Source organism: Tateyamaria sp., from assembly GCF_039945315.1.
Taxonomy (GTDB): Bacteria; Pseudomonadota; Alphaproteobacteria; order Rhodobacterales; family Rhodobacteraceae; genus Tateyamaria.
This window is the reverse complement of record NZ_JBDUXB010000010.1, coordinates 1-20,691: the sequence shown is the minus strand read 5'-3', so window position 1 is coordinate 20,691 and position 20,691 is coordinate 1. Positions and strand designations below refer to the sequence as shown.

At 56.6% G+C, this 20,691-nt stretch carries 22 protein-coding genes and 2 pseudogenes; 9 read left to right on the top strand and 15 right to left on the bottom strand.

Going from position 1 to position 20,691, the window contains the following annotated elements:
- The first annotated feature begins 189 nt into the window (after window positions 1–189).
- Window positions 190–2,136: a 4Fe-4S binding protein gene (locus tag ABJD00_RS03665; RefSeq protein ID WP_413848889.1), complete on the top strand. Its 1,947-nt coding sequence runs from the start codon at window positions 190–192 to the stop codon at window positions 2,134–2,136.
- Here ABJD00_RS03665 and ABJD00_RS03660 read toward each other — a convergent pair.
- The gene (locus ABJD00_RS03660) at window positions 2,130–2,864 is read right to left on the bottom strand and encodes a hypothetical protein (protein WP_413848887.1); all 735 of its coding nucleotides are present in this window, start codon (window positions 2,862–2,864) and stop codon (window positions 2,130–2,132) included. The two genes, ABJD00_RS03665 and ABJD00_RS03660, sit on opposite strands and share 7 nt — an antisense overlap.
- Window positions 2,865–2,920: 56 nt before the next feature.
- Here ABJD00_RS03660 and ABJD00_RS03655 point away from each other — a divergent pair, with 56 nt between their 5' ends.
- From ABJD00_RS03655 to ABJD00_RS03640, 4 genes are read left to right on the top strand one after another with little or no spacing between them, the layout of a single operon-like run.
- On the top strand, window positions 2,921–3,112 hold the full coding sequence (locus ABJD00_RS03655; protein WP_413841543.1) for a DUF6494 family protein: 192 nt from the start codon (window positions 2,921–2,923) through the stop codon (window positions 3,110–3,112).
- 3 nt (window positions 3,113–3,115) lie between these two features.
- Window positions 3,116–4,177: an Mrp/NBP35 family ATP-binding protein gene (locus ABJD00_RS03650; RefSeq protein ID WP_108836114.1), complete on the top strand. Its 1,062-nt coding sequence runs from the start codon at window positions 3,116–3,118 to the stop codon at window positions 4,175–4,177.
- Complete coding sequence (locus tag ABJD00_RS03645) at window positions 4,174–4,881, top strand: DUF4444 domain-containing protein (RefSeq protein WP_413848885.1); 708 nt, start codon at window positions 4,174–4,176, stop codon at window positions 4,879–4,881. The genes ABJD00_RS03650 and ABJD00_RS03645 overlap by 4 nt, the downstream gene beginning before the upstream one ends.
- Window positions 4,881–5,360 carry a DUF6505 family protein gene (locus ABJD00_RS03640; protein ID WP_413848883.1) on the top strand — a complete coding sequence of 160 codons (480 nt, stop codon included), beginning with the start codon at window positions 4,881–4,883 and terminating at the stop codon, window positions 5,358–5,360. The genes ABJD00_RS03645 and ABJD00_RS03640 overlap by 1 nt, the downstream gene beginning before the upstream one ends.
- 14 nt (window positions 5,361–5,374) lie before the next feature.
- Here ABJD00_RS03640 and ABJD00_RS03635 read toward each other — a convergent pair whose 3' ends face one another.
- The 3 genes from ABJD00_RS03635 to ABJD00_RS03625 are packed head-to-tail and all read right to left on the bottom strand — an operon-like array spanning window position 5,375 to window position 7,586.
- The gene (locus tag ABJD00_RS03635; protein WP_413848881.1) at window positions 5,375–6,175 is read right to left on the bottom strand and encodes a substrate-binding domain-containing protein; all 801 of its coding nucleotides are present in this window, start codon (window positions 6,173–6,175) and stop codon (window positions 5,375–5,377) included.
- A complete protein-coding gene (locus tag ABJD00_RS03630) occupies window positions 6,172–6,888 on the bottom strand; it encodes an ATP-binding cassette domain-containing protein (protein ID WP_413848879.1) in 717 nt (238 codons plus the stop codon). Before ABJD00_RS03630 ends, ABJD00_RS03635 begins: the two co-directional genes overlap by 4 nt.
- A complete protein-coding gene (locus ABJD00_RS03625) occupies window positions 6,882–7,586 on the bottom strand; it encodes an ABC transporter permease (protein WP_413848931.1) in 705 nt (234 codons plus the stop codon). The genes ABJD00_RS03630 and ABJD00_RS03625 overlap by 7 nt, the downstream gene beginning before the upstream one ends.
- Before the next feature lie 313 nt (window positions 7,587–7,899).
- On the opposite strand from ABJD00_RS03625, the gene ABJD00_RS03620 reads away from it, so the two are divergent.
- On the top strand, window positions 7,900–9,852 hold the full coding sequence (locus ABJD00_RS03620; protein ID WP_413848877.1) for a cache domain-containing protein: 1,953 nt from the start codon (window positions 7,900–7,902) through the stop codon (window positions 9,850–9,852).
- Between the two features lie 258 nt (window positions 9,853–10,110).
- Here the strand turns inward: ABJD00_RS03620 and rplL are convergent, their stop codons facing one another.
- A complete protein-coding gene (gene rplL, locus ABJD00_RS03615) occupies window positions 10,111–10,485 on the bottom strand; it encodes a 50S ribosomal protein L7/L12 (protein WP_108839200.1) in 375 nt (124 codons plus the stop codon).
- 72 nt (window positions 10,486–10,557) lie between these two features.
- The gene (gene rplJ / locus ABJD00_RS03610) at window positions 10,558–11,073 is read right to left on the bottom strand and encodes a 50S ribosomal protein L10 (RefSeq protein ID WP_108839199.1); all 516 of its coding nucleotides are present in this window, start codon (window positions 11,071–11,073) and stop codon (window positions 10,558–10,560) included.
- A gap of 737 nt (window positions 11,074–11,810) precedes the next feature.
- On the opposite strand from rplJ, the gene ABJD00_RS03605 reads away from it, so the two are divergent.
- Both ABJD00_RS03605 and ABJD00_RS03600 read left to right on the top strand, forming a co-directional pair.
- Entirely contained in the window at window positions 11,811–12,437 is a 627-nt protein-coding gene (locus tag ABJD00_RS03605; protein ID WP_413848875.1) for a hypothetical protein, read from the top strand.
- 342 nt (window positions 12,438–12,779) lie between these two features.
- On the top strand, window positions 12,780–13,745 hold the full coding sequence (locus ABJD00_RS03600) for an adenosine deaminase (RefSeq protein WP_413848873.1): 966 nt from the start codon (window positions 12,780–12,782) through the stop codon (window positions 13,743–13,745).
- Here the strand turns inward: ABJD00_RS03600 and ABJD00_RS03595 are convergent.
- From ABJD00_RS03595 to rplK, 4 genes are all read right to left on the bottom strand, one after another.
- Window positions 13,742–13,879: a hypothetical protein gene (locus ABJD00_RS03595; RefSeq protein ID WP_413848871.1), complete on the bottom strand. Its 138-nt coding sequence runs from the start codon at window positions 13,877–13,879 to the stop codon at window positions 13,742–13,744. The genes ABJD00_RS03600 and ABJD00_RS03595 overlap by 4 nt on opposite strands.
- 97 nt (window positions 13,880–13,976) lie before the next feature.
- Window positions 13,977–15,680, bottom strand: coding sequence for an AMP-binding protein (locus ABJD00_RS03590; RefSeq protein WP_413848869.1), 1,704 nt, complete (start codon window positions 15,678–15,680; stop codon window positions 13,977–13,979).
- Window positions 15,681–15,813: 133 nt separating this feature from the next.
- Window positions 15,814–16,512, bottom strand: a complete 699-nt coding sequence (gene rplA / locus ABJD00_RS03585) for a 50S ribosomal protein L1 (protein WP_108839195.1) — start codon at window positions 16,510–16,512, stop codon at window positions 15,814–15,816.
- Window position 16,513: 1 nt separating this feature from the next.
- Complete coding sequence (gene rplK, locus ABJD00_RS03580) at window positions 16,514–16,939, bottom strand: 50S ribosomal protein L11 (RefSeq protein ID WP_108839194.1); 426 nt, start codon at window positions 16,937–16,939, stop codon at window positions 16,514–16,516.
- Between the two features lie 397 nt (window positions 16,940–17,336).
- Between rplK and ABJD00_RS03575 the strand changes: the two genes are divergently transcribed.
- A complete protein-coding gene (locus ABJD00_RS03575) occupies window positions 17,337–17,903 on the top strand; it encodes a hypothetical protein (RefSeq protein WP_413853616.1) in 567 nt (188 codons plus the stop codon).
- 215 nt (window positions 17,904–18,118) lie between these two features.
- Here the strand turns inward: ABJD00_RS03575 and nusG are convergent, their stop codons facing one another.
- From nusG to ABJD00_RS03550, 5 genes and pseudogenes are all read right to left on the bottom strand, one after another.
- The gene (nusG, locus tag ABJD00_RS03570) at window positions 18,119–18,652 is read right to left on the bottom strand and encodes a transcription termination/antitermination protein NusG (protein ID WP_108839192.1); all 534 of its coding nucleotides are present in this window, start codon (window positions 18,650–18,652) and stop codon (window positions 18,119–18,121) included.
- Between the two features lie 177 nt (window positions 18,653–18,829).
- Window positions 18,830–19,027 carry a preprotein translocase subunit SecE gene (gene secE / locus ABJD00_RS03565; RefSeq protein ID WP_413848865.1) on the bottom strand — a complete coding sequence of 66 codons (198 nt, stop codon included), beginning with the start codon at window positions 19,025–19,027 and terminating at the stop codon, window positions 18,830–18,832.
- 98 nt (window positions 19,028–19,125) lie between these two features.
- Entirely contained in the window at window positions 19,126–19,866 is a 741-nt protein-coding gene (locus ABJD00_RS03560; protein WP_413848863.1) for a hypothetical protein, read from the bottom strand.
- Between the two features lie 493 nt (window positions 19,867–20,359).
- Window positions 20,360–20,464 (bottom strand): annotated as a pseudogene (locus tag ABJD00_RS03555) (IS481 family transposase); the annotation flags it as partial.
- A 53-nt stretch (window positions 20,465–20,517) separates the two neighbouring features.
- A pseudogene (locus ABJD00_RS03550) lies at window positions 20,518–20,691 on the bottom strand (IS6 family transposase); the annotation flags it as partial.

Below are 20,691 nucleotides of genomic sequence, written 5' to 3'. Positions count from 1 at the left end.
CTAACTTGACTGATTAAGTCGGGAATACCGTCGCGTACGAATTCGCGAATCACTACAGCCTTCTGGCATTGAATCGCTGCGTGCCATGCGACGAATTCGGTTTGTGAAGTCATGCGAATCATGTCTAGGCTGGCGCCGAAAGGCAGGCAAAAAGGGGCAAAAAATGCCCTTGCTGAAGGGGAGAATTACGTGGTCAAATCATTGATAACATGCGATTGTTTGGGCACTCAAACCATCGATGCAACGGCCTTATCCGAGGCCACCGGCCTAGACGTCCGCCCCCCCTGTTCTGCCCTGTGCACCACGCAACTCGAACGTGCCCAAGCCGCCCTAGAGGGGGGCGACGCGGTTTTTTGTTGCACCCAGGAAGCCCGCGTTTTCGAAGAGCTGGCAGAGGGTCTTGATCGTCCTGCCCCGCACACGCTCGACCTGCGCGACCGCGCCGGTTGGAGCGCGGATGACACCCCAAAACTGCCCAAAATGTCCGCACTGATTGCCGAGGCGATGCTGCCAGAAGCCCAAGAAAAGACCGTTGATGTGATCAGCGAGGGGCTTTGCCTGATCCTTGGCCCCGCTGATGTGGCTCTGGCGGCCGCGGAACAGCTCAAGGATCATCTGGGCGTTACCGTATTGATCGACGAACCCAGCGAAGTGCCCGACACCCGCGCCTTTGACGTTGTGGTAGGCAAATTGCGCCGCGCCTCGGGTTCTTTTGCGGCCTTTGAGGTTGTCATTGACGCATTGCAACAAGTGGACCCGGGCGGGCGCGGCGCTTTTTCTTTGACCGATCCTCGCGATGGCGCCATTTCGCAATGCGACATTATTCTGGACTTGCGCGGGCAAACGCCCTTGTTCCCCGCGCCGGAAAAACGGGATGGATACTTGCGCGCCGATCCCACGCATGCGCCGGGCGTTGCCGCCGCCGTGATGGCCGCCTCGCACATGACGGGCACCTTCGAAAAGTCGCTCTACGTCCAAACAGCCCCCCTGCTCTGTGCGCACAGCCGGGCCGAGCAAACCGGGTGCACCAATTGCCTTGATCTATGCCCCACCGGAGCGATCACATCGGCTGGCGACCACGTGGCAATTGACCCTATGATCTGCGCTGGCTGCGGCGCCTGTTCTGCCGCGTGTCCGTCAGGTGCAATCACCTATGATGCGCCACCAGTCGATCACACGATGCAGCGGGTTCAGACGCTGGCCAAGGCCTATCTCGCCGCTGGCGGCCACGCACCGCGCCTGCTTGTGCACGACGCCCATGGGGCCGAAATGATCCGTTTGTCAGCCCGTCATGGACGCGGACTGCCCGGCGATGTGATCCCGATGGAGATGTCGGCCATCGGTGCCTTCGGTCATGCCGAGGCGGTCGCGGGCCTTGCCGCCGGGTTTGCCACAGTCACGCTGTTGCCCGGCCCTACCGCTGATCTGCCAGCGTTGGAAACACAGATTGCCTTGGCAAACGCAATTGCTGGCGCAGGCAAGGGCACGCTTCTGGACACGACAGACCCCGATGCAATGAGCGACGCGCTCTATGACCAAACAGCCCGCGTCCCCATCGAACAGCCGGTCCGTCCAATGGGCACACGCCGCCAGATCACGCGTCAGGCCGCGCGGGCCCTGCACCCTGACACCGATCAGGTGCCGCTGCCCGACGGCGCGCCCTATGGTGCGGTTCTGGTCGACACTGACGCCTGCACGCTCTGCCTTAGCTGCGTGTCGCTCTGCCCGTCCGGCGCGCTTGGCGATAATTCCGACAAACCGCAGCTCAGGTTTCAGGAAGACGCATGCCTGCAATGTGGCCTTTGCGCCAATATCTGCCCCGAAGACGCGATCACCTACGAACCGCGCCTCGACCTTACGGACGCGGCCCTGTCTCAGGAAATCCTAAACGAAGAAGAGCCCTTTCCCTGCATCGAATGCGGATCCCTCTTTGGATCAAAATCCGCAATCGACAGGATCACCGACAAGCTCAAGGATCACGCAATGTTTGCAGGCGACAAATTGCGGATGATCCAGATGTGCGACAACTGTCGGGTGACGGCCCAATTCCATTCGACCGACAACCCGTTTCAGGGCGGCGAAAAACCCCGCGTGCGCACCACCGAAGACTATCTGTCAAAACGGCGCGATCACTGATGTTCGAGCGGTTTACCCAAATCGGCAGGTTCGACGATGGCCACATAGGCCAGAATGGCGTCGAGGTCGTCCAGCGTCATAACAACGGGCGAAATCGGCGACGGGCGATCCAACGGGAAAGGCTCGGTTACGCCCTCAATCTGGGTAAACGCCTCGTGCGGGTTCAACACGAAAAAGGCGGCAAAGCGTGCCTCCCAATCCTCAAATCCCCGCATCACTGCAAAGCTGGGGGTCGAGCCGATGCCAAAGATGCCTCTGCCCCGCTCGGTCACATGACAGCGGCTGCATTTGACATACGACACCTCTTTTCCAGCAATCGCTTCGCGCGATATTTCAACCGCGACGGCGGCGGCGGTCTCTTCTGGCGGCGGTGCAAAAACCGGCGTACCGTCAGGGGCGAACGACAGAATTGTGCGCGTCCCGATCTCAGATACCAGCCACTCGGCAAAACGGTCCGCACCTTTGGTGTCGCGCCGCTGATCCAGATGCCACACCGCATCAAGGCCGGAAAACAGGGGTCTGCCCTCGGCACCCAGAACAATATCAGCCGCATCGACGCTGCCCACAATATCGACCTTAACCTGCGTTTTCAGGGAAAATCGCGGCTTGATGTGCTGAACCAACCCGCTTTCGATCAGCGCCGGCGGCGCGTAAAGCGAGACTTGTCGGTCATCTGCCCTTGCAAGGCCGGGCAACAACATCACTATCAAAACACCAAGGATGCGCATGAGGCCAGATTAGGCACCCCACCCGCATTCCGTCAACGACAAGGAGAGCAAAACCCATGAGCGACGACTTCAACATGTCCATGCGCAAATTCCTGAAACAGGTCGGCGTGACCTCGCAGCAGGCGATCGAAGAGGCGGTGCGCACGGGCGGCACCAGTGGCAAAAGCTACGCGGTCAAGGCTGTGATCACCATCGAAGAGCTGGGGATGACCCACGAGGTCTCCGGCACAATTTCCGGGCAGGACTGACGCGTGAGCACAAGCAGGGAACAAGTACTCGACGTCCTCAAGGGCCTCGAGGCACCGGGCGGCGACATCGTGTCCAGCGGTGTGATGCGGGCGTTGAATGTGGCGGACGGCGCTGTGCGCTTTGTGATGGAAATCAACCCGGCAGACGCCGCGATCTATGAAGACATCAAAAGCAAGGCCGAGGCCGCATTGGGCGCGATGGAGGGCATCAATCAGGTGTCAATCGTGCTGACCGGCCACACCGAAAAGGCCCCCCCACCTGACCTGCGCCCGTCCAAAGCGGCAGAGCCGAAAGGCCCGCAGAAAATCCCCGGTATCGACCGCATTCTGGCGATTGCATCGGGCAAGGGCGGCGTGGGCAAATCGACCGTGTCCGCCAATATCGCCTGCGCACTTGCGCAACAGGGGCGGCGCGTTGGTCTTTTGGACGCTGATGTTTACGGCCCGTCGCAGCCACGTATGCTTGGCGTGTCCGGGCGCCCCGCTTCACCCGATGGCAAGACGATCCTGCCGATGCGCAACCATGGCGTGACGATGATGTCTATCGGCCTGATGACGAACGAGGATCAGGCGGTGGTCTGGCGTGGCCCCATGCTGATGGGCGCGTTGCAACAGATGATGACGCAGGTCCAATGGGGTGCACTCGATGTGCTGATCGTTGATCTGCCGCCGGGCACCGGCGACGTGCAGATGACACTGGCACAAAAAGCCCCGGTGGATGGTGCGATCATAGTATCCACACCGCAGGATGTGGCCATGATTGACGCCCGCAAAGGCATCGACATGTTCAACCAGTTAAATGTGCCCATCGTCGGCATGATCGAGAACATGAGCACGCATATCTGTTCAAACTGCGGCCATGAAGAGCATGTGTTTGGCCATGGCGGCGTCGCGGCAGAAGCCGCAAAACTGGACATCCCTCTTTTGGCAGAGGTGCCACTGGATCTGCAAATCCGCCTTGCCTCTGACGGGGGTGCACCGATCACTGTCAGTCAGCCAGACGGACCACAAGCCAAAGCGTTTCAGGACGTCGCGGCGGCCCTCATTGCAAAGGGTGTCGCATGAGTGACGCACCAGAGGTCACCTTTCCACCACTGATGTGGGGCGAAGCCGCGCCCGACCACGCTTTTGACCATGCGGTGATGAAGGCGACGCTGGGCTGTGACGCCGGTCTTATCGCTTACAAATTGCGGGCCGATGCGTTGGAAGCAGCCTTGGTTTTCGCACCCGAGGTTCCATTGCAGACGGCCATGACCATGCTGCCGCTGTGCGGTGTGGGTCTGCAAAACGCGTTGGGCGCGTTGGCTCCGCCCGAAGTTGCCGTGCACCTCGACTGGTTCGGCGGTATTCGCGTGAACGGCGCGCGCTGCGGCGCATTTCGAGCGATCGCGTCAGACACTGATCCAAAGGCCGTACCTGATTGGCTGGTGGTGGGCTTTACTCTACCGCTTGTCCCCCCCTTTGAAGACACCGGCCTGACCCCGGATGAAACCGCGCTGTTTGCCGAAGGGTGCGCCGATGTCTCGCCGCCTCACCTACTCGGGGCTTGGGCGCGCCATACATTGAACTGGCTGAACCGATGGGAAACAGACGGCAGCGCCAGCCTGCATTCCGAGTGGCGCGGCATTGCGCATGGCATTGGCGAAGAGGCGACCAACCAGTCTCTGACCGGCACATTTCTTGGCATCGACGAAGAATTTGGCATGCTCTTGCGTGACGCAGACTCAACCCATCTGATCCCCCTTACCACCGTCCTGGAGACCACGTGATGAAACTCGCCCGCGCGATCCACTTTGACGAAAGCGACATGAACGTCTTTGCCAGCCCGGCCCGCACCGGCGAATGGTGCATTTCCGGCGGCTTTGAATTCTCCGACTGGGGCGAAGGCGATCTGACAGGCAAAGCGCGACAAGCCTTTGCAAACGGGTGGCTTGGTCTGGAAACCGGCGGGCGCGTGACATTCGTTGCTGTGACACAGCTGGAACAGCCCGAGCTGGAAACGCTAACCGCGCTTTTGGCCCAACACTTCGTTACCTATTACGGGGCACCTTCGGTTGAGGCGGCCACGCCTGTGGCGTCCGAAGAGTTGGCCCACATGATCGAGCTTTGCGAAGATCATGGCCCCAACACTCTGCTGACCGTCGCCCGAGAGTTGACAGAGTCGGGGGTCCGCGAAGCGTTCCGCTCGATCCAGCCGCAGGATGCTGGGCTGGATCAGTTCGCCATTCACGGTGATATGGATCACTGACTGTAGGACATGGCTTATTTCGCGTTGAACACAAACAGTGTTTCGCCATCAATCATGTAGCCATCGATCAAAGCAGCAGCCCGCGGTGACGTGAGCCACCCTTCCAGCTTGGTTACCAGTTCGGCTTTGACGTGCGGATGCCGGGCGGGATCAACAGGCAAAAAGGCATATTGGTTGAACAACACCGGATCGCCTGCAAACAACAGCGCCAGATCACCCTTATTTCCGAAATTCAGCCAACTGGCCCGGTCCGACATGATGTAGGCGTCAAGGCCCGACGCGGTGTTCAGTGCAGAGCCCATGCCTGCACCAACCGCGCGATACCACGGCCCAAAACTGTCTGGGTCAAGACCCGCGGCAGTCCACAAACTCACTTCTTTCTTATGAGTCCCGCTGTCGTCGCCACGGCTGACAAAACTGGCCTCTCCCGCCGCTATGGCAGAAAGCGCATCCGTGACCTCAGCCGCGCCCTGAATGCCCGCAGGGTCCGCAGCAGGGCCGATCAGGACAAAGTCATTGTACATGATCTCGCGTCGGTGCGTGCCGTATCCGTCAGCAACAAACGACTCCTCAGATGCCCTAGAATGGACAAGGATCGCATCGACATCCCCCGCCTGACCAAGCTTGAGCGCCTGCCCCGTACCAACCACCAACAACTGCACCTCCAAATCCAAATCTTCCTTGATTTCGGGCAACAGAACTTCGGCAAGACCAGAATTATGAAAGGACGTTGTGACCGCCATGCGCAGCGTATCGGCATGGACGATGCCAGTTGCAAAAATGGCAAGAATGGCCAATCCCAATGTCTGTTTCATTCGACAATGTCTCCATTGATGAACGCCCGCGCCTCGGGCATCGTTGCGGTGTCAAAGAATACAGATGCGGGTGCGGTTTCGTGCACTTTGCCGCCCAACATGAACACAACCTGATCGCCGATGCGCCGGGCCTGACCCATGTCATGCGTCGACAGGATCAGGCGCGTTCCATCTGCCTTAGCTTGCTGCAGAATGCCCTCAATCTCGCGCGTGGCACGCCCGTCAAGCGAGGCGGTTGGTTCGTCCAGAAACACCAATGCGGGGTTTGTGATCAAGGCCCGGGCGATGGCCAGCTTTTGTTGTTCACCACCAGACAAGACCCCTGCCCGATGGCCGAGCAAATCCGAAAGACCAACCCGCTCTGCCCATTCGCCTGCTGCCGTGCGTGCCGCCACTTTGGCGACGCGCCGCAAACGCAGCGGATAGGTCAGGTTTTCCTCGACCGTGCGACGCAAAACAATGGGTCGCTGAAAAACAAAGGCCTGATGGTGTCGCGCCTCATCCGTTGCACAGGCCCATTCGATGCGCCCACCGGTCAGTCGCGCAGTACCGTGCATCAACCGCAACAGCGTCGTCTTTCCCGCTCCGTTCGGCCCGATCACTACACACAGCCCCTGACCGTCAAGTTGCAGGTCAACCGGCCCCACAAGTGTCTTGCCACTGCGTGAAGTTTCAGCCCCCGCAAGGGTCAAGGGGAACAATTCGCTCACCATCGGCTGTCTCGTTCTGTCTGCCCCACCCAGTGAATAGTGAGGTTTACGGTCAGCGCGAGGGCTATCAGGATAAAACCTAAGGCGAGCGCGAGCGCAAACTGCCCCTTGCCGGTCTCAAGCGCAATGGCAGTGGTCAAAACGCGTGTTGCGTGGTCAATGTTGCCACCAACTATCATGATCGCCCCAACCTCGCCGATCCCACGACCAAACCCAGCCAAGGCGGCCGTCAACAGCGCACGCCTGGCATCCCACAAAAGCGTTCGCATTTTCTGAAACTGCGAAACATTAAGTGAGATGAGCAGGTCGTGATATTCGGCCCAGAGGTCCCGCAAAGATTGGTGCGCGATAGAGGCAATAAGAGGCACGATGATGATCACCTGCGCTACAATCATTGCGGTTGGGGTGAACAGCAATCCAAGCGCGCCCAAAGGCCCTGATCGGGACAAAAAGATATAGACGATCAATCCCACGACCACGGGCGGCAAACCCATGAGCGCGTTCAAAATGGCGATCACGGTACGTCGCCAACGAAATCGACGGACGGCCAGAAGCGCGGATAACGGCAGGGCGATCACACAGGCAATGACCAACGCCGTGAGGGTGACGCGGAGCGAGCGCAGCGCAATCTCTGCCAGCTCTGCATCGAACGTGACGACCAGCCAAAAGGCCTGTCGCAATCCCTCCCATAGATCGACGATGGCCGATCCTCCCTGTCATATTCGACGCCAAATTTGACCGTTTTTGCGGGGGGTTACCAGCCCTGTTTGCGGCCTTCCCCAGCTTGTCCCAAGCGGCGCGATGAGCGCGTGGGCAAGAGGTCGTTTTGTCCAGAGGTCACAACATTAACAACGGCCAGCTGTTCGACATGGCCGCGCAAGCACCCACCAAGGCTGGGACATTAACCAGATCCAACATGGCGGCGCGCCTGTGTCAAGAACATCGAACCCCAGTGTTTATCTGGCCGTGTTCCGCAGCTTTGCGGAAGACCGCCCACTTTGATAGCGTGACCTCATGAATTCTGTTCGCTTTCGCCTGATGATCCTTGCTCTTGCGCCGATGGTGCTGCTGATGCCGCTGATGCTTTTTTTGGGCATGACGCGTTGGACTGCGGACTATGATCAGGTGCTGATCACCAACGTGGAAAGTGACCTGCGGATCGCAGAACAGTATCTGTCTCGCCTGATGGTTGAGACGGGCGAAGAGTTGCAAGCTGTGGCCGGATCTGTGGAATTTGCCCAAGCGGCACCAGAGGATTTCGATGCTTTCTTTAATGCCAAACGGGGCACATTGGGCTTGGATTTTCTGTATTACCTGTCGCCGGAGGATGCGGCCGGTGTCGAACCCAACTGGCCTGTGATCGAAATGGCTGCGAGTGGCACAAGCCGGACAGAGATCGACATCTTCTCGGGACCTGACCTTAAGGCAATATCGCTCGAACTTGCTGAACGCGCGCGCCTCCCCCTGATCGAAACAGAGGCCGCTGTGCCAACCGACCGCACGGTCGAGGACCGCGGGATGGTCATCCATTCGGCCGCGCCGGTGGTTTTGCCCGATCGGACCGGCGTGCTGGTAGGTGGCGTCTTGCTGAACCGGAATCTGGCATTTATCGATACAATCAACGCGCTGGTCTACCTTGAGGAAGCAACCGGAGCGTTGCGTCAGGGCACCGCCACTTTGTTTTTGGACGATGTGCGTGTTTCGACCAATGTGCGGCTTTTTGAAGATGTGCGCGCCCTTGGCACCCGCGTCTCGGCCGCAGTTCGGGGTGAAGTGTTGGGCAACGGACGAACCTGGCTGGACCGCGCATTTGTCGTAAACGACTGGTACATCTCAGGGTATCTGCCACTGACCGACAGCTTTGGCACCTATGTCGGCATGTTATACGTTGGCTTTCTCGAAAAGCCGTTTACTGCTGCCAAGCGCAATGCATTTCTGTGGATCCTCGGCGCCTTTGCCGCTGTCGTCTTGCTGTCAGCGCCGCTGTTTCTCCGACTCGCAAAAGGTATTTTTGCACCGCTTGAACGGATGACTCACACTATGTCACTGGTCCAAAACGGCAACCTGTCTGCAAGGAACGATCTCGATGATGCGCACGATGAGGTGGGTCAGGTGGCTGGCCACCTAGATGACCTGTTGGATCAGGTACAGCAGCGCGATCGCGAGCTGCGGAGCCTGAATCAGGACCTCAATGACAGGGTTGACAAGCGTACCGCCGAACTCAAACGCACCAACGAAAAGCTCGAAGAAACGTTTCGCCAATTGGTGATGAGCGAAAAGCTTGCCTCGATTGGCGAGATTACGGCAGGTGTTGCACACGAAATCAACAACCCCGTCGCGGTCATTCAGGGCAATGTGGACGTCATCCGCGAAAGCCTTGGTGAAGGCAGCTCCGCCATCCAGACGGAATTGGGCCTCGTTGACCGTCAAGTGTCCCGGATCCAGACCATTGTCGGCAAGTTGCTACAATTTGCCCGCCCGGGAGAGTTTGCCGATTTAGAACAAGCGGTGCCCGTGGCGCCTGTGATCAAGGACTGTCTGGTATTGGTCAACCACGTGTTGTCGCAGGGCGATATAGAGGTGAAGACACATACGGACGCGTCCCTGCAGGTTCGCATTGATCCCGGCGAGTTGCAGCAGGTTCTGATCAATCTGATCATGAACGCTGTGCAGGCGATGGACGGGCACGGGACCCTGGCATTGCGGGCAGAACCATCGGATCGCGACGGCGTAGCAGGTGTCGCGGTGTCGGTTCAAGACACAGGGCCAGGCATTGATCCTGCCCTGATAGATCAGGTTTTTGCGCCGTTCTACAGCACCAAACAGGCCGAAGGGACGGGTCTTGGCCTATCCATCTCGCAGACGCTGATCCAAAGGGCGGGCGGTTTGATCCGGGTGCGCAATGCTCCGAAAGGAGGCGCTTGTTTCGAGGTTTGGCTACCTGTGCATGTGCCGGGACAAGAGTGAGCAACCAAGGAGCGCCGTTCCCGTCGATCTCCCTCAATGTGCGTCGTGAAATAGAATGATGTCACTCTTGAAGCGCGCTTTTTTCCCTGATTGCCAAAAGGCATTACCCTGTTAACAAGAAATGTGGGTTTAGACTCGATCGTTCAAGATTCCATGTACAGCCATACAGTACAATGGAACACGCCTAACCACCACGCCACAGAAAAACGGCGGCCCCTTTCGGAACCGCCGTTCTTTGTCTCGCAAGAAGAAACCAGCTTAGGCCAGTTCGACTTCCGCGCCAGCTGCTTCCAGCTTGGCTTTGACGTCTTCGGCTTCGGCTTTGTCGACGCCTTCTTTGATCTTGCCACCGGCTTCGACCAGGTCTTTGGCTTCTTTCAGGCCAAGACCTGTGATGCCGCGGACTTCTTTGATGACGTTGATTTTCGATGCGCCTGCGTTTTTCAGGACGACGTCGAATTCTGTCTTCTCTTCTTCAGCTGCACCACCACCATCGGCAGGGCCAGCCATCATCACAGCGCCACCAGCGGCGGGCTCGATGCCATACTCGTCTTTGAGGATGGTTTTCAGTTCTTGTGCTTCCAGCAGGGTCAGACCCACGATGCTTTCTGCGAGTGCTTTCAGATCAGCCATTGTATCAGCTCTTTCCGTTTCGATTTGTGTGTTCCAACGCGTGAGATTTTCACACGCCAATCGGACATTTGCTTACGCGGCCGCCTTGTCCTCGATTGTGGACAAGATGGACGCAATGTTGCTTGCAGGTGCGCCAATGGACCCGGCGATATTCGATGCAGGTGCGCCAAGCATGCCCGCGATGGTGCTGATAAGCTCCTCGCGCGAAGGCATTTTCGACACAGCCGTAACACCGGCCCGGTCCAGAGCGTTCTCACCCATTGCCCCGCCGAGGATCACGAACTTGTCGTTTTCCTTGGCGAACTCTTCGGACACTTTGGCAGCTGCCACAGGGTCTTCAGAAAAGGTCAGAACGGTCATACCCGTCAGATAGTCAGCAATGCTTTCGCAAGGCTTCCCATCAAGGGCGATTTTGGCGAGCCTGTTTTTGGCAACACGAACGCTCGACCCGTTGTCGCGTGCACGGGCACGCAGGTCTTGCATTTCGGCAACTGTCAGACCGGCGTAGTGGGCAACCACAACGACGCCAGAGCTTTCAAAGATCTGGCCGAGTTCGTCGACCACTTTCTCTTTCTGGGCTCTATCCACAGTTTTCTCCAGTTTTTGAGGGGCGAACCCCCCGGCTCAAGTAACACCGGATCACTCCGGCGGTTTGGTCCTCGAAATACACGGGTCCAAGACCGCCAGAGGCTCAAACGGAGCATCTGGAAGAAAGGTCTGTTCCCGCCTCGGGCAGGATTTATGAGGTACGCCTCACCCACCGTCTCGGACGAAATGAGGGCGTTCGAATCAATCGGACACCCTCGAAGGCGGTGATTAGAGGGTTTGAAGTGCGTTGTGAAGGGGCTTTGGGGTGCTTGGTCTGAGTGAGCTTGGGCGATAGGCGCAGAAAGCGGACTTTGCAGAGATTTGTAGACTTTGGCAGCTGTCGGCTTTGAGCGGGCATTTGTGCTCTGTGCAGCGAAAGGCTGCTTTGAGCCTAAAACCGTCATTCGTAGCGGCGACAACAAAACGTTCTGAAGTAGCCTTGCGCTCATTGGACAGTGCTTGGCTTCACTCTTGATGCGCCCCTAAGCCTCTATGAAACGAACCGTGTGTAAATTGAGTTTTCGCTCTGCACGTTCGACGATCACATAGCAAGGGTAAGGTATTCAATACTTTAAAAAAATCACGGCCCTTGCTAGTTTTTCTCATCATACGTCGTACGACATTTTTGTCAGAATAGCTTTTTCCTTCGCGCATTCTCTGGCGGAAGATCAAGGATGGGAGTTTAGCAATTCTTTGGCGGATTAGGCGTACACTGTAACTTTGATAAGGAACTTTCCATGATGCATTTCTTAAGTACCCGAAGCGGAGCCGTCCGTCTCTATGTCCTGACCGTCGTCTCTGCGATAATCATGACCGCTTGCACAGTTTCCGAGCCAGTAACCCCTCGCAGCGGCTATGCAATTGTTGGGGCAACGGGCGCATCCCCAAATGCACCAGGCTGGACCCGCGAGAAGTTAACGAGTTCTACTGCCGTTTTCGTTGCGCGTGGGCCGAATGATGGTGAAACTTCTGTAGCCAGAACGGAAATCTACAGAGGCGTTCCCAATTCTTCACAGGTGTCGGACAGAGACCTTTTGGCGGCAATCACAGACGTGTATTTTGAACGTGGAACGGGTCGGTACAAATTCATTTCCAATAAACGTTCATCGACCCACCTCAACGGTAAGGCCTGCGAGATGTTCCGGATCGTCGCTCAGGACTTGAAAGCCCCCCCTGGCGCCGGTTCCGGAGTGCTTTTCATGAAGGCTCAGGGAATTGCTTGTCGCCACCCGAAAGATGACGCGACGATGTTAGTTGTCGATGTTTCAAACCGGTCGAACGCAAAGTCGTTCTCGGCCGCCACCCAATCCGCGGCAAACCAGTTCTTCGCGGATATCCAATTTACCGAAAACGGTCTCCAATAGACATCGCGAACTTTTGCTTTGCTTTTCCACTCATAGCACCAAGCGACAACCTTCGCTAAAATAATCTATGGTGACACAACCGGCGACTAGTTTCGACCTATGGCCGCTTTGTCCGCAAGGCGGTCATTCATGTCGGATGCAGCAAGGGTCCGCTTCGTCCACTGACCGACAGTAGCCTAGGCATTCTATCCACCATCCAATCTCCCAAGGAGCTCCCCTCTCTGGTACCAGCTTCTCCACAACAAGCGAAAACCCGTCCCCCTTATCCACCCCGTTGCATAACAACTCCAAGGTAGTTATCGCTCCGGACCAATCAGAAATGAACGCGCATTGGGGGCAACTATGATTCCGAAAGTCGAGATTCACTGCCATATCGAAGGTGCGGCCGATCCAGAATTGGTTGTCGCCCAAGCGCGAAAATACAACGTTGATGTGTCCGACATCATTCAGGACGGGGCGTTCGTCTGGAACGATTTCTCCGAGTTCCTAAAGTGCTTTGATGGTGCCGCAGCCCTGTTTCGCACATCCGATGATTATGCTTTGTTGTCCGAAACCTATCTGACCCAACTTGCCTCGACCGGTTGCATCTATTCAGAGGTCTTCATTTCCACAGATCATGCCCGAATGATCGGTATTTCGGAACGGGACTATATCGACGGTCTGGCTGAGGGGATGACCCAAGCCAAGCAAAAGAACGGCATAGAAGCACGCATGATTGCCACAGGCCTGCGGCACGAAGGGCCGGAATCAGTATTGCGTGCCGCGACCTACATTGCCGAAAACCCACACCCCCTTGTCACGGGGTTTGGTATGGGCGGTGACGAACGTATGCACCATCCCAAAGACCTTGCTCCGGGTTTCGATGTTGCGCGCGACGCGGGTTTGGAGATCACAACACACGCAGGTGAATTCGGTGGTGCTGACTCTGTTCGGGATTCGCTGAAATATCTGAAACCAAGCCGGATCGGGCATGGCGTCCGAGCCATCGAGGACCCAGCTTTGGTGGAGGAGCTTGCCGACAAGAAAATCGTCTTGGAATGCTGTCCGGGTTCGAACATTGCCCTGTCTGTCTACAACAGCTTTGATGAACACCCGTTTATGGCGCTCCGGGGCGCCGGCGTTCCCGTCACGCTGAATTCCGATGACCCGCCCCATTTCCATACATCGTTGGCGCGCGAATATGACATCGCCGCCACTGAATTCGGCCTGAACGAGGATGAACTGCGCGACATCACGCGCACAGCGATCAAAGCAGCATTCGTGGATGAAGACACGCGCGCGACACTGCAGATGAAAATCGACGCCTAACCCTTAACTCGAACCTCATGTCGCCAGATATTTGGCGGGCGCGACAGCATAGACACAAGGACGTCGGCCAGATCTTCGGGTTCTGTTACGATGTGACTTGGCACCTCTTCGTTGGCCTCGCGCACCCCAACCATCTGGGGCCCCATAGGTTACCAAATTCTAAACCTGCCTCTGTAACCGCTTGATTTTCCCATGGCACAAATGTGTCCCAGCGTGGGACACCCCATTTTATCAACCAAAGTGATCCTCACGCAGCTGCCGCCGCAAAACCTTGCCCGACAGGGTGACGGGCACATCCTCGACAAAGCGGATTTCCTTAGGAATTTTATAGTTGGTCAGCGTTTCACGGCATGTCGCAAGGATCGTTTCTTCTGTCAGGCCCTCATCGGAGCGGACCACAAAAGCGACCGGCGCCTCACCTGTCTTTTCATGCGTGACCCCCACGACCCCAACCTGGACCACGCCCTGCAAGGTCGAAATCACGTCCTCGATCTCGTTCGGCGCGACGTTAAAGCCGGACACGAGGATCATGTCCTTCTTACGGTCCACAATCTCAAGGAAGCCATCTTGGTCCATGACGCCAATGTCCCCGGAATAGTACCAGCCATCCTTCAGCACCTCACCCGTCGCATCGGGATTGTCGAGATACGCCGTCATCATCGACGGAGTTTTGGCGATAACCTCGCCCGGTTCACCGACTGGGAGCTCTTGGCCCGCGTCATCAACAATTCGAACATCTGCTCCCGGGACCGGCACACCGACCTTGCCCAGACGGTTTTGTCCCGGCGGGTTTAACGTTAAGACACCCGCCACTTCTGTCATGCCATACCCTTGCAGGATCTCGACACCTGTCTGGTCCTGCCACTTCTGGGCTACACCGGTCTGCTGGGCCGCACCGCCCGAGGCGCAAAAGCGAATGCCTGAGAACAGTTTGGGATCAAACCAGTCTTCGGCCATGAGCCCCGCAAACAGTGTGTTAATCCCGGTGAACCAAGTGATGCGGTACTTCTCAAACGCCGTTTTGACATTCGAGGGCGGTCGAGGACTCGGAACAAGGATGCCATGGCCGCCGACTTTGAGCCCTGAGACAAACAAAAGGACAAATGCCGTTATGTGATAGAGCGGCAGGGCGACCAGCGCGACCTCTTCACCTTCCTTCAGGACATCAGCAGTCATCAACCGCGCCTGTTCTGCATTGGTGAGGACCGCGTGGTGCGTCAGGGACGCCCCCTTGCTGCGTCCCATCGTTCCGCTGGTATATTGATAGAGAGCCACCGATGTTCCGGTAATTCCTTTCGTGTAGGCTGCAACATCCGCTCCGTTGCGATGCTTGCGCCCCCGCGCCAAAGCATCCGCAAGCTTGGTGTTTTGCGTCGTCATATTTGGAATGACCTTGCGCACCCGCTTGAGCACAAAGCCAAGCAGCATCTTTTTGAGCGTTGGAAAGAAATCGACGATGGACAGGGTTATGACATGCTTCACCCCCGTATTCGCAACGATCTTGTCGAGTTTGTCCCCAAACAGATCGATGATGACAATCGCCTTTGCCTTACTGTCATTGAGCTGATGCTCAAGTTCGGTCGGTGTATAAAGCGGATTGACGTTGGTCCCGACGCACCCCGCCATGGAAATTCCAAGAGATGCCACACCAAAACCGATACAGTTCGGGGACATGATGGCCACCGTGTCGCCTTGAGCCAGCTTCAGATCTTCGCGCAGGTAGGACGCAAAATCGGCCGCATGATCTCTCAGTTCAGCGTAGCTGACTGTGGTGTCAGCGCCTGTGGGCAAGATTGTCGTCAGAGCCGGTTTGTCAGCAAATTTCGCAACCGCTTGATCGATTATCTGCGGGAGCGTCTGTGCAGGCAACTTGCCCGCATCCAAGGCCTTTGCCTCATCTGAAAAATACTTGTGCCACGCCTTGTCGCCGTCCATTGCAGATATCCCCCCATCCTTTCACCTGACCCTACTACACTTTGCGGCTTTCGGTAAAATTTTGGGGCGTGTGCAATAAAAAAACCGGGCTGCATGTGCAGCCCGGTTTCTAAACTTGTGATGTCTGTCCCGATTACTCGGTGACGGCACTGTCCACGTTGACGCTGACGCCTGGGCCCATTGTCGAGCTAAGCGATACTTTCTTCATATACGTGCCTTTGGATCCGGCTGGCTTGGCTTTGGCCACAGCACCGACAAAAGCGCGAACGTTTTCGATCAGCTTGGCTTCGTCAAAGGACGCTTTGCCGATACCCGCGTGGATCACGCCAGCTTTTTCGACCTTGAACTGCACTTCGCCGCCTTTGGCCGCTTTGACCGCAGCTTCGACGTCCATGGTTACTGTGCCAACTTTGGGGTTTGGCATCAGGTTCCGGGGACCCAGCACCTTACCCAGACGACCCACGATAGGCATCATGTCTGGTGTGGCGATGCAGCGATCAAAGTCGATCTTGCCGCCCTGAATGACTTCCATCAGATCCTCGGCACCGACGATGTCTGCGCCAGCCTTTTCAGCTTCTTCAGCTTTGGGGCCGCGAGCGAAGACAGCGACGCGAACGTCTTTGCCTGTGCCGTTGGGCAAACCAACCACACCACGGACCATCTGGTCTGCGTGACGGGGATCAACACCGAGGTTCATCGAGATTTCGATGGTCTCGTCGAACTTGGCTTTGGCGTTGCCTTTGACCAGGCTTACGGCCTCTTCAACAGTGACGTCCGATTTACCTGCGAATTCTGCCCGAGCGGCAGTTGTGCGTTTTCCGAATTTTGCCATCTTACTTCACCTCGATGCCCATAGAGCGGGCAGAGCCCAGGATGATCTGCATTGCGCCTTCAATGTCGTTGGCGTTCAGATCGGCCATTTTCGCTTCGGCGATTTCACGCACCTGCGCAGCAGTCACTGTGCCGATGGTTTCGCGCGATGGCGTTTTGGCACCGGATTTCACCTTGGCGGCCTTCTTGAGATAGTAGGACGCTGGCGGCGTCTTGATATCCATCGAGAAGGATTTGTCCTGATAGTAGGTGATCACGGTCGGGCACGGCGCACCAGGCTCCATGTCTGCAGTCTTGGCGTTGAACGCCTTACAGAATTCCATGATGTTAATGCCGCGTTGACCCAATGCAGGGCCGACGGGTGGGGACGGGTTTGCCTGACCTGCTTTAACTTGCAGCTTCATCGTCCCGACGAGTTTCTTGGCCATGTGCCAATCTCCTTTTCAACTCCCGCACGTCGCGACGCCGGGATATGGTTGATGTGGTTCGGTTTGGACAACGCGTTGCCCTCGCCTCCCACATGGGTGTCACCAAACGTGACAGTGGCGCCATTACAACGGGTTAAGACGATTGGCAAGTGGTTTAGCTTGTGCGCGGTGCGCGACACGAAAAAACTGCACATGCTTTTTCAGCGACGATCAAAATCCATTTCTGTTGGGGGTAGAAATGAAGTCGCGCCAGACGAAACGCCCTTCATTCCCCTTCAGGCGTCGCCGTCAAGACTGTCATCCTGCCAATCGGTGATCAGTTGTGGCTTGGTTCTATCTTCGCACTCGTTTAACTGAACCAACACCGACCCGGATGATCAAGGCGCAAACGCAAGTAATGACTGAAATCGTCTTTTTCCTGTCGGTTGGCTTAGCCCACATTATGACCAATATCGACAACCTCGCCGTCATGCTTCTCCTGGCCCCGGTCATTGGAGCAGCTCGCTGTGTTGTTGCCTATGTCATCACACAATTGATCTGCTTTGTTGTTGCCGGAGTTGCGGGGGCGACCGCCATCAATTTGCTTGGCGCATGGGTCGGCATTGTGGGCCTTATTCCAATTGGACTTGGGCTTTTTTCGTTTTGGCGGCAATCTCAGGGGGGTGATGCATTTTCAAAACCTCCACCCAGTTCCATGCTGGCAACGATAACGCTGTTTTTGGGGCTAGGCTTTGATACGATGCTGGTCATATCTGCGATCCTTGGGGATACGTCGCAGCTTTGGGACGGACTTGTCTATCTCGGCGCGATCGCATCTGTGTCCTTGCTAACCATCATATTTCTTTTGATGGCACATGAACGTATCGGTCAAAGTGCAATTGAGCGCGTCGGCCGTTTCGCTCCCTACACATTGATGGCTGTCGGGCTTTATATTCTTAGCAACAGTTTCTCAGATACTATTTAGGCGCTATCCGAAACTACGGAACGTGTCCGAATTAGGATGGGCCGTTAAGCCTCCAGATAAGGCAGGCTCATCGTTGCGCTGGCAACTCGACCGGTGTGAACCGGCCGTCCACCGAGTTGCAAGAATTTACCAACAAGGGTTCAGCCAGTTTGGCGCGTGAAACAAAAAAGGCCGCGCAAAGCGCGGCCTCTCAAACCCTTTGAACGTAGGCCAGATCAGGTCTGCTTGTTCACCTGAGTGAACTCCAGCTCGACCGGAGTTTCGCGGCCAAAGATAGACACAGTGACCTTGAGGCGTTGGTTTTCTTCGTCCACTTCCTCGACCATTCCGTCGAAATCTTCGAAAGGACCGTCGTTGACTTTGACTTTCTCGCCAATCTCGTAATGGATCAGGGTACGTGGGCTGTCTTCGCCTTCCTGAACACGGTTGAGGATCTGGTTCACTTCAGCATCACGCATCGGCATCGGACGGCCTTGTGGGCCCAGAAAACCTGTGACGCGGTTGATCGAGTTAATCAGGTGATAGCCTTGGTCAGACATCTCCATATGCACAAGAACGTAACCGGGCATAAAGCGGCGTTCGGTCGTGACTTTCTTGCCGCGCCGTACCTCAATGACTTCTTCAGTCGGGACCAGCACTTCGTCGATTTCGTCCTCAAGGCTGTGTTCTGCCACAGAGGTGCGGATCGTCTCGGCGATCTTCTTTTCAAAGTTCGAAAGAACGCTGACCGAATACCACCGTTTTGCCATGTGCCTTTGGTCCTTTGCCCGAAGTGTCGTTTCTTGCGCCACGTGATCTGAACACGCGCCAACCCGAATGAAAAGTGGCGCGGGGCTTCGAATCGCCGCGCGCCTCAGCTTAGGTCAGGAGTGCGGAATACTCCGCAGTTTTTCAAAGTGCAAGAGCCGCGGGCGGCAAAGGAGGTGTTAGCCGAAGCTGGTCAGGACGGTTTCAAGGCCCCACCGGATGAGGATATCAACAATGGCAAAAAACACAGCTGTCAGCGCGGCAAGGATGAACACCATAACGGTCGTCAAAAGCACTTCGCGCCGCGTTGGCCACACGACCTTGGACACTTCGGAGCGAACCTGCTGGATAAACTGAAGTGGGTTTGTGGTGGCCATGGTGTGAACTCGTGTCCCTGTATGCGGATAAAGTGCATGTATCCGCCCGATCTGGTGAATTCAAGGCAGGATTAATGCCCCTTGCTTTAGATCGAGGATCAGGTGTCGTGAGCCATGCGCGCGAGTCTCTGCGCCATGGCGTATGTGTGCGCTGCTTCCGCAGTTTCCATGGCCTGCAGGTCAGGCATGTAAAGCCCGTCGACCATGCCATCAGGGAAATGGTCCAGAACGGCATCCCAACGGCAGGCCCACCAATCCATGCGTTCGCGCAGCAAAACGCCCCGCACAGGATCACGCGCATCGATCCGCCGCAGATACGACACCACACCGCGCCAAATCCGATCAGAGCCGAAAACAAGAAAGATGCCAGCAACACTGCCCAAAAGCAGTGACCCGCCGATCACAAACCAATGCGGACGCACAACAACGAGTAGTGCAAGGCAGGCCATTGCCAGTTGGCGCGTGGACGGGCGAAAGGAAAGAACGCGACGAACCAATGTTGCAGCGAAGCTGCCCGCCTGTGCAATCCATGGCACGACCCAAGGGGTGCGCGTCGCCGGTGGGGTTTCGGGCTCAACTTCGGCCAGTGCCGGAAGAATATCAGCGCGGCGGCGCGGCTTGGTTCCGCTCTTGCGCGCAACAAAGGACCTGAGGCTTTCGCCTGAACGCCTCTCCGGGTTCCAATCCATGTCTGCCGAACCGCACTTTTGCCGCGCCAAACGGGCAGCCTTTCGGCTTGGTTTAGGTTCCTCATCCTCGATCAAGACGGCACGGATAATCGCCATCGTCTCTTCTTCCGTCGCGAATTGCGGCTGACCAGGAATGGGCTCGTATTGCATCAACGGGGTCCTTAACTCATCGCACTCTTGTGTCGCGCCGAGACTGCGGCGGCACGCAGACTCTTACCTGCGCACGCGCGCGGATAAGGCAAAGATGGGACGCAAACGTGCGCCTCGCGCGTCAAAAATATGACCAAAAAATGGCACTGTGTCGCATACGGATACAGTCCTGAGAAAATGTCAGAAACTGTTCCGAAAGCGTTCAGCACGACGGCAAACAGACGGCAATAGTTGGACAACTTCCGGTCGAAGTAGTCCACGAATCGATTTTGTGGCGTTTGTTGTAGGAAGAATTGGCAGGGGCATCAGGGTTCGAACCCGAGACCTACGGTTTTGGAGACCGCAAGGGCTGCTCTAGGCCTCTGCTTTCATTTACTTTTCTATGCTGACTGGTCACAAAGTACAGCTAAAAACGCCGTGCAGCGCCATTCCTGTGATTTCGGTTTGTGATTTGCCACCGCCAAATGTCGCGTCAACCCGACAGGTTTCAGCAAGGAAAATAGCCTATGCCATGCCGTTGCAAGCACCGGTGCAATGAAGAGCCCGTCAGATGTGGGATCGTTGGATGAAGCGCATAGAGGCAATCATCCAATGGCAGGGTGCTGTCAGACCAATTCGAACTCGTCTCTGCAAGGACAATATGACTGTCCTTTATGCCGCACCGAGACCACGCCACTCAGCCAAAGCGGCGGCGCGGTTGAGTTTGAAATTCGTTCGAGTTGAGAGGCTGCGTTCCTGATTACAATGATTGTAGACAGATGCGTGGACGGAGGCGAATTTCTGCAAACTTCGCATGCGCCTGAAGCGAAGCATCGCCCGTTCTCG